This window comes from Gluconacetobacter dulcium (genome assembly GCF_014174165.1).
Taxonomy (GTDB): domain Bacteria; phylum Pseudomonadota; class Alphaproteobacteria; order Acetobacterales; family Acetobacteraceae; genus Gluconacetobacter; species Gluconacetobacter dulcium.
The window spans coordinates 16,086-31,752 of record NZ_JABEQN010000018.1; the positions used below are offsets into that span (position 1 = coordinate 16,086).

The following is a 15,667-nucleotide window of genomic DNA, read 5'->3' on the forward strand; positions in this document are numbered from 1 at the left end:
TGCATTTTTGGGCAGCCTGACGATTGGACAAGACGGAGAGCGCAGCGACGATGGAGCCTTTTACAGATTTTTCGACCTCTTGCCGGGGGCGTCTGCTTCCGGACGCGGCTTCGCTGATTGTCGTGCGATGAGACAGACGCCGCCAGGGAAGGGGCATCAGTCTCAAAAAGAACGATCGGACGCGCATGTTCCGTCGCCATGTTCTTCTGGAAAACCGCTGCGGAGGGCGGCGGTATCGTTCCTTCTTCTGGCGGGAACGACAGCCTTCACGCCACTGTTCATGAAAAAAGCCAGTGCGCAGACTGCTAACTACCAGAATAGTACGTCTCGTCCCGGGTCCGGGGCACCATCGCCGTTTCATCCTGATGGTCCAGGCGTCAATTTCGACATCCCGGCCGGATCGCTCTCCGACGCGCTCGTGACCTTCAGTACCCAGGCCCATGCGCCGCTGACCTCGCAGGCACCGATGCTCGCGGGCAAAACGACCGCTGGCCTCCGGGGCACTTTTACGCCTCCTGCGGCTTTGTCGCGACTTTTGCAGGGAACGGGGCTGAGCTACCTTCCGACGGGATCGCACGCTTATAAGGTTGTTGTCGCGTCCTCGGCGATCACTCTCGGCCCCGTCCGTGTCTCGGGCCAGTTGCAGCAGTCTCTTGCCGGTCTGCTGGATTCCGCCGATACGCTTCATGATGGCCGCTATTCGGCCGATCGCGTGACGGTCGCGGGCAAGCTGCCGCTTTCGGTTCGTCAGATACCCAATTCGGTATCGGTCGTTACGCAGCAGCGTATTCTCGACCAGAACATGGTGTCGGTCGAAGATGTGCTGCGCTTCACGACAGGGGTTACGGCGTCGCCCTATGGTGATGGTACCGCTTATTTCATGTCGCGCGGCTATACTCTTGACGTGCAGTATGATGGGATGCCGGTTGTCTCCGGCATTCAGTATTTACCGCAATTTGATATGATGATGTATGATCGCGTTGAGGTGATGCGCGGTCCGACCGGGCTGTTGCAGGGAACGGGTTCCGGTGCGGGCTCCGTCAATTTGGTGCGCAAGCATACACAGGACGCATTTGCTACCCATGTTGGCGTCCAGGCCGGTTCGTGGAATAATGTGCGCCCCTATATCGACATCAATGCTCCGCTCAATGCAAGTCATACATTGCGTGCTCGAATTGTTGCGTCCGGTCAGAGCGCAGATTCATTCGTTCACGAAGTGCATCAGTCGGAAGCAATGCTCTATGCGATCGTCGATTATGATATCGACGCACAGACCAGGCTGACAGTCTCGGGTTCTTATCAATATTCCGATCGCGGGCCATTTGATTACGGTCAATCTCGATATACAAACAACAAATTTCTGAATTTTCCCAGGAGTGCATTTTTTGGCTCTTCCTGGAACGATAGTCCGAATTCCATGGGTGAAGGCTATGTCAATATCACGCATTCTTTCGGTAAAAATCTGATATGGTCAACAAGTGTCATTGATAGATATCTGGATTCATCCGGAATATATAGTTATATGGGTGGTGGCGTTAATTTCAATACAAAATTGTCAAAATATTTCGAACAAAGCAATCTGAACCGTCAAAATATGATTGGTGCGGACTCGAATCTCAACTATAGAATGAATATTATGGGTCGTCCGATCGATTTTCTGGTCGGGACGAATATGTACCAAGTTTATAAACGGAGCCTGTACGGATCTGGCCCCACATCCGCATTGAATATATTCGATGCCGTCCTGCCAAAGCCCAATTTTCCCTATTCCGGCGGTAACGATACGACCACAGAGCAATGGGGCGCTTATGCGCAGGCTCGGCTTCACCCGATCAAGAATCTGACCCTGGTTCTCGGTGGGCGTGTCAGTTCCTACTGGGCCGACAGCCGCACCATTCTCCCTGAGCGATTGACCCGTTCGGGCCAGCCGGGAGTGGAAGGCAAGCTGACGCCAAATGCGGGCATGCTGTACGATCTGACGCGCGAGTTGACGGCCTATTTCAGTTTCTCGTCGATTTTCACGCCACAGACGGAGTTGACAGCCTCTGGTGGGGGATTGAAACCTGCTACGGGACGTCAGTATGAGGCTGGATTGAAGGGAGCCTTTCTTTCTGGAAACCTCCTGGCGTCTTTGGCAGCTTTCCAACTGGAGACAAACAATCGGGCTGTCGGCGATCCCACGGATATACGCTATTACGTTTCATCCGGTCGTGCGCGAAGCCGGGGCGTCGAGGTTGAGATCAACGGACGTCCGTTGCCGGGGTGGAATATCTATGCTGGTTATACCTGGCTGGAGACACAGTATCTTTCCGACCCGGTATATGGCAATCTGAGCCTTCAGCCCGAAGAACCGAAGCATAATTTCAAACTGTGGTCCACTTACACGATTCAGCGGGGTATGTTGAAAGACCTGTCGTTCGGTACCGGTCTTCTGGTTTCCTCCCGGACCTCGCGTGACTACGTTGTCTGGCAGGGTGGCTATACTGTCCTGGATTTGCAGGTGGGGTACAAGGTCACGCCCCACCTTTCTACCACGCTGACGGTGAACAATGTCGCGGACAAAGTGTACTGGGCGCGTCTGCCTACAAGCTATTATGGAAGTTACGGTGCGCCACGGAGTGTTATGGCAGCTATACGATCCGAGTTCTGAAAGGCGAGAACGAGGCGGCGGAGTTCTTTACGGGTTTGGATCACAACGCACCGCTGGTCGGGCATGGGCTGAAATTCTATGCTCGCACGGGTGCCCTGCTTCGGGACGATGAAACAGTCTCGCAGGTTGGAGCATCATCCGACTAAATGGACTCATCTGGTCGGATGAAGATGCTCGAAAAATCAATAATCCAGAGCCCTGTCCGTGAACCGGTGTGAACGGACAGGGCATCTAGATGCGTCGGACCAGCCTGACCAGGGGTACCGAACAGACGAACATGTCCGAAGGGCTTGCGCGCCAGGGCAGGACCAGTCGCTCGTAACGGCACCAGAACCGGGTGCCGTCGGCGCTTGTCATGCGGGCCTCGATCAGGTCCAGGCGGGGTTCCTGGCTGGATGCCGCCGTGAAAAAGGCGCGGGTCGTCGGCAGCATGTAGGCGGCATCGGGGAGGTCCCGGATGTCGCGGCCGACCCGATCTTCGTGGGACTGGCCGCTATATGTCTCGTAGGTGCGTGGCCATGCCGCGATCTGGCAGCGGTCCCGGCCCGGCAGCCAGGCCAGGCCGCCGCCGCCGAATACGGGGCTGGTGGCGATTTCGGCCACGTTGCGTGTCGTCGTATGGCGACGGGCTTCGCGCCAGGCGGCCAGGGCCGTTTGCAGGCTGGCGCGCTTTGCATCGTCGAGGCGATCCAGGGACAGGGGAATGATGGTGGGCGCCGCCGGGATGTCATGGTCGTCCCGCGCTGCGCTCTGGAGGATGCGCAGGCGGGCAATGGCGTCGTTGCGGTTGTGCAGGACCTCCAGTGGCGCAGGGTATGATCCGGAACGCTCCAGGATGATGCGTGAATGCGGTTGTGTCAGGAGGATCTCGATGATCCGTTGCAGGCAGGCCGTTGCGAATGACGCGGGCTGGAAGCGGATGTGTGTATAGGTTGCAAATGTCTCTACGGTGGCAAAGCCGAGATTTTGGACGGAATGGGAGATGAAGTCGGTGTTTTTTTCAAAGAATCCGAAATATTGAAAAAAATCCCTGCTGTTCTGATTCCACGTTCTTCCGTTGGGCGCGACCAGTATTTTCATATGGTGCCGTTTTCCGGTGTCGCTGTTTTATGGGGTGAGCATAACTTATCTCATAGAGGGAACACCTTAAATTTCTATGAGTTTTGGGAGGGGATGGGGCCTGGTCGTCAGAGGGCCGGTGGCTCGATGGGCCAGTCGGCGCGGGCCAGGGCGCGGGGGGCCAGGCGGGCCATCACCAGTGCGAAGGCGATGGCCATGACGGGGAGTGCCCAGGCCAATGGCGGCACCGGGGACATGACGAACAGGAGTGTGGTGTAGATCTGGATGCCCGCCAGGCTGCCCAGCATCGACAGAACCAGGATGAACCCCGGACGATTGGTCAGGGGCGAGAATACCGCCAGGCTGGGCAGGTAGCTGCCGCCGACGATGACAGCGGCCAGCGCGAGACCTGCCGCCAGCGCGCGCAACGGTGGCATCGTGCCGAGGAGCGTGACGGTGATGGCGGCGAACAGGCCCAGGATCGTGCCGGCCATCACGGCGCGACCGGCATGGGCGCGATAGAGGGCGCGCGTGAAATCCGACCGCGCGCCGAACGGGCCGAGCGACAGCAGGAACGGCCAGTCGCGCCGCGACAGCATCCAGTTGGGGAGGGGCATGGCGCCGAGCATCGCGACCTGGCCCAGCGTGGCGGTGGCGGCGGTGCGCACCAGAAGAAGCGTGGGGGCGTGAAGGCTGCTGATCGCGTTGACCAGCACGACGAAGGTCGTGAACACGATCAGGGTGACGGCCGACTGCGCCAGCATTCCCAGTGGACTGCCCGAGGCCAGGCCGTTGGGCAGGGGAATCCGGCGCAGAGGGGGCGGTTGCCACATCAGCGCGTGCTTCAGGCTACGGAACACGGCATTCGGCGGCTTGTGGTCCGGTCGGGGGATGGCGGGTGCCGGGGTGTCGGGATGGGCGAAGGGGCTGTGATGGAGTTCGATCAGCGTTGCCGACAGGGTCGTGGCCAGCAGGCCCAGGGCCAGGAACCATGGCGCCCGCATCAGCGTATCCTGCATCGTGGGGCTCATGAACATGAAGAACAGACCGAACACGATGACGACGCGGATTTTGCGCAGGCGGGGGCGCAGGATTTTCGGTCCGGTCAGATCGCTGCCGGTGCTGATGGCGAGATTGACGGATTCCAGCGCCAGCACGTTGAGCAGGGGCAGGCCCAGGATGAGCGCGGGCACGGCCAGCAGCAGCAGGCCCAGCACGAGCATGACGTGGATCGCCCGGTATTCCGCCGCGATCAGGCGCGGATACATGGCCGCCAGCGGCGAACGTACCTGGCGCCAGTACTGGCAGGACAGGCCGGTGAACACCCCCTGCTGCGCCATCCACCAGAACAGGCCGATATCGTGGATGCCGGCGGGATGGGTGCGCGACGGATGGGCCAGGTTGAAGGCGGTGATGGCGAGATAGACCGCCGCCGAGATCAGGGTGGGGTTTTCCCGGAAGAAGACCGGCGAGGCGTAGAGCCGGAGCGCGCGCAGCGTGTCGTTCATCGGGCGGTTATCGGGTCAGGGCCAGGAACAGCCGTTCGACATCGCCCGGCAGCAGGATGTTGCCCGCGCCGGCCGCCGCGTCGTCCAGCGCCGGATGCCAGCCGCGCACCCACACACCGTCCGCGCCCTGGTCGGCGATGGTCTCGACGCCCCATTCCGTCTCGGGCGGTGTGGAGAGGCGGCGGACGGTGGCGGCGATCTCCGCTGCCGTCATGTCCAGCATGATCCGGCCGTGGCGCATCATGATGACGCGGTCGCTGATGTCCTGAAGGTCGGAGATGATGTGCGAGGAAATCAGCACGCTGGCACCCGTGCGCCGCGCATAGGCCGGCAGCAGGCGCATGAAATCGTAGCGGGCCTGCGGGTCGAGGCTGGCGACGGGCTCGTCCAGCACGATCAGGTCGGGGCGGAAGCGCAAGGCGAGCACGATCGCCAGCCGCTGACGCTCGCCGCCCGAGAGCGTCTTGATCCGCGCGGTGGGGTCGAGGGCGGCCCATTCCTCCCATGTCCGGTCTTCGGTGTCGGTGGGGCGGGCGCGGTAGTCGGCCAGATAGGCCATCAGTTCCCCGACCCGGAACCAGGTGAAACCGGTCATGGTCTGGGGAACGAAGCCGATGCGTGCCCTGGTTTCGGCACGCAGGGCGGAGGCGTCCTCGCCCCACAGCCGCACCGTGCCGGCATCGGCCGAGAGCAGGCCGAGCAGGCAGCCGATCAGGGTGGTCTTGCCGGCACCGTTGGGGCCGAGAAGGGCCGCGATCTCGCCGGGGCGCAGCGTCAGGCTGAGATCGTCGAGAACGGTTCGGCCGCCGAGCACCTTGCGCAGATGGGCGATCTGTACCGGGGGCTCCCGATCGGGGATGGCCTGTGGTGAGGTGTCCTGATCTGTCATCGCCCGCGCTTCGGAAAACATTGCAGGACGTTGGAGCGGCGGGGGATTTTCTGTCAAGCGGGCCGATGGCCGGGTGGCGGCGTGGTTTCGGGCGGGAGTGACCGGCGCTGGAGTGGCCGGCGCAGGAGTGACCAGGGCAGAAGTGATCGGGGCAGGAGAGATCGTCCTTGTGCCGGAATAACGCTTTGTGTCGTGGGCCGGTGGATGGTTGCAATTCCTGATTTCTGGTCCTGCGCTTTCCTGCCGCATGTTGCTCGGATGTTACAGCCTGGATGCCTGCCCATGCGCATGATTCTGCCCCTGCAGAGAGAGGGCCGGCCTGTCCGGTCGCTCCATGGCGTGGCGAAGGGAGAATGGCCGTTCTTTCGCATCGGGGTCGTCGTCGCGATGGCGTCGGCGGGGCGTCCTGCATCCGGTGCGCCGGCCGCATCCTATTTCATGCCGCCGACGCCGACAATGACGGCGCCGCAGCCTGCCGTGCCGCAGCCTGCCGCGCCCCAGCCTGCCGCGCCCCAGCCTGCCGTGCCTGGAGCTTTCGGGGCAGGGCATGCCGGAGCGGCGGCGGGGGGCGGAATGGGGGCCGGAGGATCGGGGTATTCTGTGACCGCCCCGACATATTCGCTGGCGCCGCCGGCATCGGGCAGGACAGGGCATGTGGGGCCGTTCGATATTGAGCAGAGCAATGCCAGCCCCGTGCCGATGGAGACGGGACGGACCGTGACCGCTGCCTATCCCGTCAAGGGCGTGCCCGGCATGGACCTGACGATCAACATGTTCGGCGGCCATCGGGAGACCAATACCGGTAGCGCGGTCGGGACCGCCGCGCTGACCGCCGGCATGCGGCTCAAATGGTGACGCAGGTCAGAGGGTGATGCGGGGGCGAGGCCGTTCCTGCGCCGATTTTTCAGAGGCAGTGCGATGAAGTTGGCTGCGTCGGCAGGGTGATTTTGCAAACGGCGCTTTCAGAACCTCAAGCGATCGCGCCAGAAGGTCTTGGCGATTTCCAGCACGACCAGCACGGTGGCCGCCGCGCCGATGCTCAGGCCCAGATCGTGCCAATGCAGGGGGGCGAAGCGGAAGAGGTTCCGGACGGCCGGCACCAGCACGCTGGATGCGAGGACGGTGGTCATCGTCCCGAGAATCCAGAGCAGGGTGGCGTTGGGCCGCCTTATGGCCGTGACCAGGGAGGTGCTGAACGACCGGTTCACCAGGATCAGGCTGACGATCGAGAGCACCAGCGAGACGAAGGTGAGGGCGCGCGCTTCTTCGGCCGGCATGGCGCGCTGGGTGGCGACCAGGAAGAGCCCGCCGACGAGGAGGAAGACCAGCAGGCCCTGGAGCAGGCTCCAGATGATCAGCGGCCGCGAGAACAGGGGTTCGGCGGGCGGGCGGGGGGGACGGCGCATGATGTCGTCTTCTTCGGTCTCGGCCTCGAAGGCCATGGTGCAGACCGGGTCGATGATCATCTCGAGGAAGGCGATGTGGATCGGCGAGAAGATGAGGGGATAGTCCAGGACCAGCGGCAGCAGCGCCAGGCCGGCGATGGGCACATGCACGGCGAAGACGAAGCCCATCGCCTTGCGCAGATTGTCGTAGATGCGCCGCCCCAGGCGGATGGCGGTGACGATGGAGCTGAAATCGTCATCCAGCAGGACGATCGCGGCGGCCTCGCGCGCCACGTCGGTGCCGCGTCCGCCCATGGCGATGCCGATATGCGCGGCTTTCAGCGCCGGCGCGTCGTTGACGCCGTCGCCCGTCATGGCGACGGTCTCGTCGCCGGCTTTCAGGGCCTGCACGATCCGCAGCTTCTGTTCCGGCATGATGCGGGCGCAGATGGTTGCGGTGCGGAGATGCTCCCGCAGGGCGGGTTCGGCCAGCGTTTCGATGGCGGCGCCGGTCAGGATGGTTGCGCCATTGTCGATCCCGGCCGCGCCTGCGATGGCACGGGCGGTTTCCGGGTAATCGCCGGTGATCATCATGACGCGGATGCCGGCCGACCGGCAGTCGCGCACCGCATCCGGCACGCTGGGCCGCAGGGGATCGGCAATGCCGACGAGGCCGAGGAACTGGAACGTGAAGCCGTGTGGGGTTTCGGGAAAATCCGTTCCTTCGAAGGAGGCTTTGGCGACGCCGAGGACGCGGAGACCTCTGGCCGCCATGGCGTCGAGGGTCTGGCCGATGGCGGCGCGGCGTGTGTCGTCCAGATGGCAGAGTGCGGCGATGGCTTCCGGCGCGCCTTTCGCGGCGACCACGCAGGAGGGCTGTGCGGCGTCGGGCCGCCAGACCTGTGTGACGGCCAGCAGGTCGGGGCGCAGGCCGTAGGTGCGTGCGAGGGTCCAGCCCGACTGTGTCGGGAGCGGGCGTTCGGGCAGGGCGGTGCGGGCGAAATCGTGGAAGGCGGTTTCCATCGGGTCGAACGGCTGGGGGGCGCTGGCCAGCAGGCCGTGGAAGGCCAGGGCCTGTGCCTGCGGAGAGAGGGCCGTCAGGGACGCGGGTGGGGCCATGGTTTCGCCGTCGCTGACCCGCAGTTCGGCAATTGACATGCGGTTCTCGGTCAGGGTTCCGGTCTTGTCGGTGCAGAGGACGGTGGCCGAGCCGAGGGTTTCGATGGCCGCCGCGCGGCGGGTCAGCACGCGGGCGCGCGAGATGCGCCATGCCCCCATCGCCATGAACACGGTGAGCACGACCGGAAATTCCTCCGGCAGCATGCTCATGCCGATCGTGATGGCGGCCAGTACCGCGTCGAGCCAGCCGCCGCGCAATGTGCCGTACAGCACCAGGGCGAGGGCGCTGACCAGGCCGCCGCCGATCGCGCAGAGGCGGGTCAGGCGGGCCGTCTGGGCGCGCAGGCGTGGTGGTTCGGTCTCCAGCATGCGGAGCGACTGGCCGATCCGGCCGATCTCGCTGCCCGAGCCGGTGGCGCGCACTTCGGCGATGCCGCTGCCGCGCACGATCAGCGAGCCGGAATAGACGAAGGGCTGGTCGTCGCCGCCCGGCCGGGCCGTGGGGGGCGTCGCGGTCGCGACGGATTTGCGCACGGCGACGGCTTCGCCCGTCAGCAGGGATTCGTCGGCGAGCAGATCCTGCGCGCGCATCAGCAGCGCATCGGCCGGGACCCGGTCGCCTTCGGCGAGCACGATGAGGTCGCCCCGGACCACTTCGCGGCCGGGAATGCGCTTTCGCGTGCCGTCACGGATGACCAGGGCGCGGGGGCTCGTCAGGTCGCGCAGGGCGTCCAGCACCCGTTCGGTCCGGGTTTCCTGAATCACGGTGATGGCGATGGAGACGCAGGCGAAGGCCAGCAGGATCAGCGCCTCGTGCAGGTCGCCCAGCAGGAGATAGATGCCGCCGCCGACCAGCAGCAGGGCGAGCATGGGCTCGCGCAGGACCTCGCGCATGATGGCCAGCGGGGTGCGGCGTTCCTGGCGCGGAAGTTCGTTGAAGCCGTCGGTCTGCAACCGGGCCTGGGCTTCGTGCCCGGTCAGGCCGGCAAGCGCGTCGGAGGGAGGAAGGGGAGCGTCTGCCGGCTGGTCCACGGAAGCGGTCTCCTGTCGACGGGACGCGACGCGGCGCCTGGGCCTGGCGGTCGTTCAGCCGCGATCGGCTGCACCCGCGAAGAGCCAAGCGCGCGATCCCGTGCCGGGGATGCCGTGGAGGGAAAAAAAACCGTCGCGGGGCAGCCCCATCGAGGAAATGGGGATCTCGCGGGTTGGAAGAGAAGAGGCGGAGGCTGTTTGAACGCGCGGTCTGGTCCTCAGCGCTTCCGACGCAGGGTGACGAGGAGTGCGCCCATGCCGGCGGCCAGCGCGGTGCCGGTGAGGATCGTGCGCAGGGTGGTGGTCAGCAGTACCGGCATGGTGCGACGGCTGAGATGGTCGAAGGGGCCGTGCGCCCCGTGGGCGCCGGAGACCGGGGTGAACAGATTGTCCGGTGTGTTGTCCGGGGCAGGGTATTTTTCCAGTTGCTGGTGGTAGGCGTGGTCGGCCTGGCGGCGGTCCAGCAGTGCGGGGGCTAGGAATGCCGCCATGCGATGGCCGATGCCCGACAGACCTACCCGGACGTCGCGGTGGCGGCCGAAGGCGGCGCGGCTGATCGCCTCGGCCGCGATTTCGGGCTCGAAGACCGGGCCGGCGGGGCGCAGGCGCTTGCCGGTATGGTTGCGCGTCCAGACGAAGCGCGGGGTGTTGATGGCCGGCAGCCTGACCAGCGAGAGCAGGATGCGGTCGCCGTCATGCAGGATTTCGGGGCGCAGGCTTTCGGTGAAGGCGCGGATCGCTGCCCGTGCGCCGCTTTCGATGCTGCGCAGCGGGCGCGGCAGGGAAATGGCGTCGAGATTGACGATGGTGCCGTAGCCGCGTCGCCGCATGCGGATCAGCGCCGTGCGGGTGCCGAAGACGGTGCCCAGGTAGGTGACCTCGGTCGCGCGGCGGATTTCCTCGGGTGGCAGTTCCACGAACTGGCCGCTGACGCCGGCGCCGGCGCAGTTTACCCACAGGGTGATCGGGCCGAGTGTCGCTTCGATCTGGTCGGCGGCGCGCTCCAGCGCCTCGGCGTCGGTGACATCGGCGGGGATGGTGAGGGTGCGGATGTGGAGTTCGGCCAGTTCCGCCGCCGCGTCTTCCAGGCGGGCCGCGTCGCGGCCGATCAGCGCGACGTCGCAGCCGGCGCGGGCCAGGGTCCGCGCGGTCGCGCGGCCGATTCCGGCACCGGCTCCGGTAATGACGGCGATCTGGTGAGGCATGGGGCGGGCTCCGCTGGGCAGGTCTGTCTGCCGCCCTGTTTGCTCTTGGATCGGGCGCGCCGCAAGTCGGGGCGGTTATGCCCGGTTATGCGTTCTACAGGTATTTGAGGGCCGCGAAGCCGCCGACCAGCACGACGCCGAACAGGGCGGCCACCAGGGTCAGGCGGCGTTCGATGAAGGACTGGATCGGCGCGCCATAGCGGCGGAGCAGGGCGGCGAGCAGGAAGAAGCGGGCGCCGCGCGTGGCGATGCAGGCCAGGACGAAGGGCAGCAGCGGAAAATGCGCGGCGCCGCTGGCGATGGTGACGATCTTGAAGGGGATCGGCGTGAGGCCCTTGAAGAGGATGATCGCCACGCCCCACTGGCGGAACTGCTCCTGCAACGCGATCAGCCGGGCTTCCGCATGGTAGAAATGGATGATCGGCATGGCGACGTGTTGCAGCAGGACGGCGCCGATATACCAGCCCAGGAGGCCGCCGCAGACGCTGGCCAGCGTGCACAGCGCCGCCAGCGCCCAGGCGCGGTCGCGGTGGGCCAGCACCATCGGCACCAGCAGGATGTCGGGCGGCAGGGGGAAGACGCTGGCCTCGGCGAACGCGATCACGGCCAGCCAGAGCGGGGCGTGGCGGCTGGCGGCCAGGGAAAGGGTGCGGGCGTAGAGGCGGTCGAGCATGATCGGTTCGCCATGTCGGATGTCAGGGGCGGGATGCCACGCGTTACAACGCCCGACAAGCGCCGCGTGAGCAAGCGGCGCAGGTTTAATGAAAGGGACGATCGTGCCGTTTGCCGACATGTCGGTTTCCGCCGTTTCCGGAGCGTCGTGACGTTTCATGGTCTGGCGTGGAAAGGTGCGGGGGCGTTGGCGTGGGCGAAAGACCGGATCGGGGTACGAAAATCCCGTTTTGGGGAAGAGGGCGCGCATTGGGCGCGGCTATGCATGTGGCCATGATGTCTTCTCATGCCGTTCACGTTATCTCCGGCCTCCCGCGTTCGGGATCGACGCTGCTTGCCGCGCTCTTGAACCAGCATCCCGGCGTTCATGCCGCGGGGCATAATACCCCCGTCGCCCCTATGCTGGTGCGTCTGATGTCGCTGATGAGCGAGGGGGAATATGAGACGGCGTTTCGCGACGGCCAATGGCAGCGGCTTCTGCGGGGAGTGGTCGAGGGATACCATGCCGGTGCGCACGGCAAACCGGTGCTTGTGGATATCGGCCGCGACTGGTGCGCGCATGTTCCATTGCTGGCCGCGCTGTATCCGGATGCGAAAATGATCTGCTGCGTCAGGGACCCGGTCTGGATCTTGAACTCGTTCGAGCGTCTCGTCGCCGGTGATCCGCTTCTGCGCTCGCGGCTGGTCCCCATCGCGCATCGCGCCACGCAACATGACCGGATCGACTACCTGATGTCTCGGGAGGGGGCATTCGGGTACGCATGGCGGCTTGTGAACGAGGCGTTTTTCGGCCCGCATGCGGATAGGCTGATGATCGTGGAGTACGATCGTCTGGTCCGCGACCCGCGTGGCGTGCTCGCTGAACTGGAAAAGAGCCTCGGGTTGCCCGCATTCTCCTACGATACGGAGAATGTGAAGGGGCCGGATGCCTCGATTTTCGACAGCGCGCTTGGTACGCCCGGTCTGCATGCGGTCCGGCCCCGTGTCGCGCCGGTGAATCGCGCCCTGACCCTTCCGCCGCATATGGTGGAACGGCTCGCGCACCAGATGTTCTGGCGCGAGCCCAAGCTCAACAGGGGGGCGGTCGTCATCGCCTGAATCGGGCCGTGCGCCGCAGTTCGGACGGGTTGAGTCCGAACTGCCTGCGAAAGGCGGCGGAGAAATGGCCGGGGTTGCTGTACCCTAACGCGGCCGCGACGCTGAGGATGGAGTCATCGTCGGCGAGCAACAGGCGACGTGCTTCATCCATCCGTTCTTTCTGGAACAATGCGTAAACGCTGCTGCCATACAGGAGCCGAAAGCTGCGTTGCAGGCGCGAGACGCTCATGCCCGCCTGCCGGGCAAGGCGGTCGAGACGCGGTGGCGCGGCAAGGTCGGCCAACAGACAATCGCGGACGGTCTGCATTTGCCGGACCTCGGCGCGGGAAAGGCGTGTCGGGGTTTCGTCCTGCCCGAAAACCTGTTCGACCAGGAGCCCCATGAAAGAGAGACTTCCGCCCAGCATCTGCAACTGGCTGCCCGGTACCGTGCGGTTTCGTGCCGCCCGCAGGCCGGTGGCCAGTCCCATAAGCTCACGGCCGCCCCGGATCTGGCTGAAACAATGCCCCGAGCGCAGCCGCCGATCCAGCACGGTCGCATCCTCGGCCGACAGTTCGGCCAGCACCGAGGGGCTGATGGCGATGGTGACGCCGGACCCTGCCCCGGCCGTCTTGGTGAAGTCGATCAGGCAGCCGGGGCGGTAGGCGACGTAGGCATCGTTGCAGCCGCCTTCGGTGTTGTAGGATGCGAGCCCGTCATGGCAGTGGGCTTCGAGCCGCGCGGCACCATCGGTATAAGCCCCGAAATAGATCAGATCGTCGTCGTGGCGGACAGAATAACGAAACGCCTTTTCGGTCGTGGACTGCCAATACAGAATCCGGATGCCGGTATTCAGGGCGATGAGCTGGGTGTAGGCGTTGAGCGTGACGATGGGGGGAAGCGCATCGGCCGCGCCAGGGCGGTTATAAACGCTCTCCGCCGAGATCGTGCCGGGGGAATCGTCCGGGCGCTTCGCCTCCGATGGGGTGGTTTTGGGGTTCTGTTCCGCCATTTTAGCGTGTTCCCGCTGTCAGGGCACATCGTCCGACATTGCTGTCGGTGCGCGTCCGCCGGTGGCCGGCGGGCATGGTGAGATCGGGACCGGGCAGCCTCTTTACGGGAGAGGCGGCGGGAAGGGTACGGCCTGGCTCCATCGGGATTGCGCTGGTGGCATTTTTTCTCGCCTGACCGGGCGTTGTCCGCGTCATGTGCCCGTTGCCGGCCTCTGGGGTCCGGACCACAATACGACGTGGTGGGATCTGGTCCGCGAGCGGTCGCGGGGGCGGCGACAGGGATGGAATGGCCCGTCAGGGAAGTCGCCCGGTATCCGGCATATCCCTGCGCGGGTGGTCATTCGTCTGGTATCGAACGCGGAGACAGTCATGAACTCGTCCTTGTGGCCGTCGCGCCACAAAGAAAGATAAATCACTGCCCGGCAAATCAAGAAAAATGACGGCTGGCGCTGCGTGGATACATTGCGTTACTTTTGGGTTTGTATCGAGCGCCTTGTCCGCTTTTGCTTCTTTGTGGCCATTTCTGCATGGCCAGACATCTTGATTGCGTCAGGCGCGGCGGCCATCAGGGCTCTAGCAGACCAGGGTCACTGTGGCGCGCAGGCCGTGCGGCATGCGGTTGCCCAGGCGGATGTCACCGCCGAGGCCCCAGATGATGTTGCGGGCGATGGCCAGGCCGAGGCCGGTGCCGCCGGTTTCGCGGTTGCGGCTGACCTCGGCGCGGACGAACGGCTCGAACATACGGTTCAGGTCTTCGGGCGGCAGGCCGGGACCGTCATCCTCGATCAGGACCGTGACCAGGCGTTCGCCCTCGTTGCCCGGTTGCGGGGCTTCCAGCGTGACCTGTGCGCCGCCACCGTAGAGGATGGCGTTCTGGACCAGGTTGTTGAGCGCGCGCTTCAGCGCCACCGGGCGGGCCGCGATCGTGACCGCCGGCGGCGGTTCGGCGAAGCCGATCGCCTCGGCGTGGTCGGGGTGGGTTTCGGCGGCTTCGTCCAGGATGGTCTGGAGCAGGGCCGTCAGGTCCAGCCGGCCCATCGGTTCGCGCCGCGACGTGTCGCGGCCGAAGGCGAGGGTGGCGGAGACCATGGCTTCCAGTTCGTCGAGATCGGCCAGGAATTTGTTGCGCAGTTCGTCGTCCTCGACGAATTCGGCGCGCAGTTTCAGCCGGGTGATCGGGGTGCGCAGGTCGTGGCCGATCGCCGTGAGCATCAAGGTGCGGTCGGTCAGGAAACGCCGGATGCGGCTGGCCATGGTGTTGAAGGCCTGCGCCGCGCGGGCGATTTCCAGCGGTCCGTCCTCGGACATTGGCGGGGCGTTGACATCGCGGCCGAGGGCCTCGGCCGCCGCCGCCAGGGTGCCGACGGGAGCGACCAGCCGCCGCACGCCCCAGACGATGAGTACGCTGCCGGCCACCGTCATCAGCGCGAAGGCGGTGGGGAAGGTGGGGGAGCGGAACGGGTTGGGTGAGGGCAGGGTGTAGCGGATGGTCAGCCATCGCGTTTCGTCGGGCAGCAGGAAGGACACCGCCCGGCCGCGCGCACCGTGGGGCAGCGTGCCGAACAGGATCTGCCGGGGCCGCATGTGGGCCGGCAGCGGCGGCAGTCCCTGGGCGCCCCGGGAGAAGGGGGGCTGCTCGAAGGGCTGGTGCCCGAAGGGGGGGCGGCCCATGTGCATGTGGGCCATCGGGTCGTCGGCCGTCTGGTCGACCATGGCGGGATCGGGGCCGGGGGTGAGGGTGATGTGGAACGTCGCGGGCGGGTGCAGCGCCGCCAGTTCGGCCGCGCGATTCTCCGGCTGGGTCTCGACGATCGAGCGGTAGATCATGCCGACATGATTCTGGCTTTCCTGCTGGATCATGCGGCGGTCGAAATCGATGCGGTCGAGCGCGTGGACGCCGAGGCCGATGGCCTCGATGATGCCCAGGCCCACGATCAGCAGCAGGCTGGTGCGGGCGGCCAGCGAGCGGGGCAGGAACCAGCGGAGCATGCGGCGGGGAAGGGCACGCGCTTCGGCGGCCGGCCCCGGATCGGCGGCGTTCATTCAGTTCGGGTCATG

At 65.1% G+C, this 15,667-nt stretch carries 11 protein-coding genes; 3 read left to right on the forward strand and 8 right to left on the reverse strand.

Annotated elements, in window-relative coordinates; translation table 11 throughout:
• Positions 1-7: 7 nt before the first annotated feature.
• Complete coding sequence (locus HLH25_RS14090; RefSeq protein WP_182974673.1) at positions 8-2,650, forward strand: TonB-dependent siderophore receptor; 2,643 nt, start codon at positions 8-10, stop codon at positions 2,648-2,650.
• Positions 2,651-2,881: 231 nt separating this feature from the next.
• Here HLH25_RS14090 and HLH25_RS14095 read toward each other — a convergent pair whose 3' ends face one another.
• The 3 genes from HLH25_RS14095 to HLH25_RS14105 all read right to left on the reverse strand — a co-directional run bounded on the left by HLH25_RS14095 (position 2,882) and on the right by HLH25_RS14105 (position 6,106).
• The gene (locus HLH25_RS14095; RefSeq protein ID WP_182974674.1) at positions 2,882-3,730 is read right to left on the reverse strand and encodes a hypothetical protein; all 849 of its coding nucleotides are present in this window, start codon (positions 3,728-3,730) and stop codon (positions 2,882-2,884) included.
• A 107-nt stretch (positions 3,731-3,837) separates the two neighbouring features.
• Positions 3,838-5,217, reverse strand: a complete 1,380-nt coding sequence (locus tag HLH25_RS14100) for a hypothetical protein (RefSeq protein ID WP_182974675.1) — start codon at positions 5,215-5,217, stop codon at positions 3,838-3,840.
• Positions 5,218-5,224: 7 nt separating this feature from the next.
• Positions 5,225-6,106, reverse strand: coding sequence for an ABC transporter ATP-binding protein (locus HLH25_RS14105; RefSeq protein WP_182974676.1), 882 nt, complete (start codon positions 6,104-6,106; stop codon positions 5,225-5,227).
• Positions 6,107-6,388: 282 nt separating this feature from the next.
• Here HLH25_RS14105 and HLH25_RS20350 point away from each other — a divergent pair, with 282 nt between their 5' ends.
• The gene (locus tag HLH25_RS20350; RefSeq protein ID WP_182974734.1) at positions 6,389-6,961 is read left to right on the forward strand and encodes a hypothetical protein; all 573 of its coding nucleotides are present in this window, start codon (positions 6,389-6,391) and stop codon (positions 6,959-6,961) included.
• A gap of 107 nt (positions 6,962-7,068) precedes the next feature.
• Here HLH25_RS20350 and HLH25_RS14115 read toward each other — a convergent pair whose 3' ends face one another.
• From HLH25_RS14115 to HLH25_RS14125, 3 genes are all read right to left on the reverse strand, one after another.
• Positions 7,069-9,642 carry a cation-translocating P-type ATPase gene (locus HLH25_RS14115; RefSeq protein ID WP_182974677.1) on the reverse strand — a complete coding sequence of 858 codons (2,574 nt, stop codon included), beginning with the start codon at positions 9,640-9,642 and terminating at the stop codon, positions 7,069-7,071.
• Positions 9,643-9,860: 218 nt separating this feature from the next.
• Positions 9,861-10,847, reverse strand: coding sequence for an SDR family oxidoreductase (locus HLH25_RS14120; RefSeq protein WP_182974678.1), 987 nt, complete (start codon positions 10,845-10,847; stop codon positions 9,861-9,863).
• Positions 10,848-10,941: 94 nt separating this feature from the next.
• Positions 10,942-11,520, reverse strand: a complete 579-nt coding sequence (locus HLH25_RS14125; protein WP_182974679.1) for a YqaA family protein — start codon at positions 11,518-11,520, stop codon at positions 10,942-10,944.
• A gap of 272 nt (positions 11,521-11,792) precedes the next feature.
• Here HLH25_RS14125 and HLH25_RS14130 point away from each other — a divergent pair, with 272 nt between their 5' ends.
• Positions 11,793-12,617 (forward strand): sulfotransferase family protein, encoded by an 825-nt coding sequence (locus tag HLH25_RS14130; protein WP_246402398.1) that lies wholly within the window; start codon positions 11,793-11,795, stop codon positions 12,615-12,617.
• On the opposite strand, the gene HLH25_RS14135 is transcribed toward HLH25_RS14130, so the two are convergent.
• Positions 12,607-13,608 carry a helix-turn-helix transcriptional regulator gene (locus tag HLH25_RS14135; RefSeq protein ID WP_182974680.1) on the reverse strand — a complete coding sequence of 334 codons (1,002 nt, stop codon included), beginning with the start codon at positions 13,606-13,608 and terminating at the stop codon, positions 12,607-12,609. The two genes, HLH25_RS14130 and HLH25_RS14135, sit on opposite strands and share 11 nt — an antisense overlap.
• Before the next feature lie 574 nt (positions 13,609-14,182).
• Positions 14,183-15,652, reverse strand: coding sequence for an ATP-binding protein (locus HLH25_RS14140; protein WP_182974681.1), 1,470 nt, complete (start codon positions 15,650-15,652; stop codon positions 14,183-14,185).
• Positions 15,653-15,667 lie beyond the last annotated feature (15 nt).

Bases quoted from the DNA above. Each gene is read 5' to 3' on its own strand.
- HLH25_RS14100 (WP_182974675.1), bottom strand. From the start codon at position 5,217: ATGAACGACACGCTGCGCGCGCTCCGGCTCTACGCCTCGCCGGTCTTC.
- HLH25_RS14130 (WP_246402398.1), top strand. From the start codon at position 11,793: ATGATGTCTTCTCATGCCGTTCACGTTATCTCCGGCCTCCCGCGTTCG.
- HLH25_RS14105 (WP_182974676.1), bottom strand. From the start codon at position 6,106: ATGACAGATCAGGACACCTCACCACAGGCCATCCCCGATCGGGAGCCC.
- HLH25_RS20350 (WP_182974734.1), top strand. From the start codon at position 6,389: ATGCGCATGATTCTGCCCCTGCAGAGAGAGGGCCGGCCTGTCCGGTCG.
- HLH25_RS14140 (WP_182974681.1), bottom strand. From the start codon at position 15,652: ATGAACGCCGCCGATCCGGGGCCGGCCGCCGAAGCGCGTGCCCTTCCC.
- HLH25_RS14095 (WP_182974674.1), bottom strand. From the start codon at position 3,730: ATGAAAATACTGGTCGCGCCCAACGGAAGAACGTGGAATCAGAACAGC.
- HLH25_RS14135 (WP_182974680.1), bottom strand. From the start codon at position 13,608: ATGGCGGAACAGAACCCCAAAACCACCCCATCGGAGGCGAAGCGCCCG.
- HLH25_RS14125 (WP_182974679.1), bottom strand. From the start codon at position 11,520: ATGCTCGACCGCCTCTACGCCCGCACCCTTTCCCTGGCCGCCAGCCGC.
- HLH25_RS14120 (WP_182974678.1), bottom strand. From the start codon at position 10,847: ATGCCTCACCAGATCGCCGTCATTACCGGAGCCGGTGCCGGAATCGGC.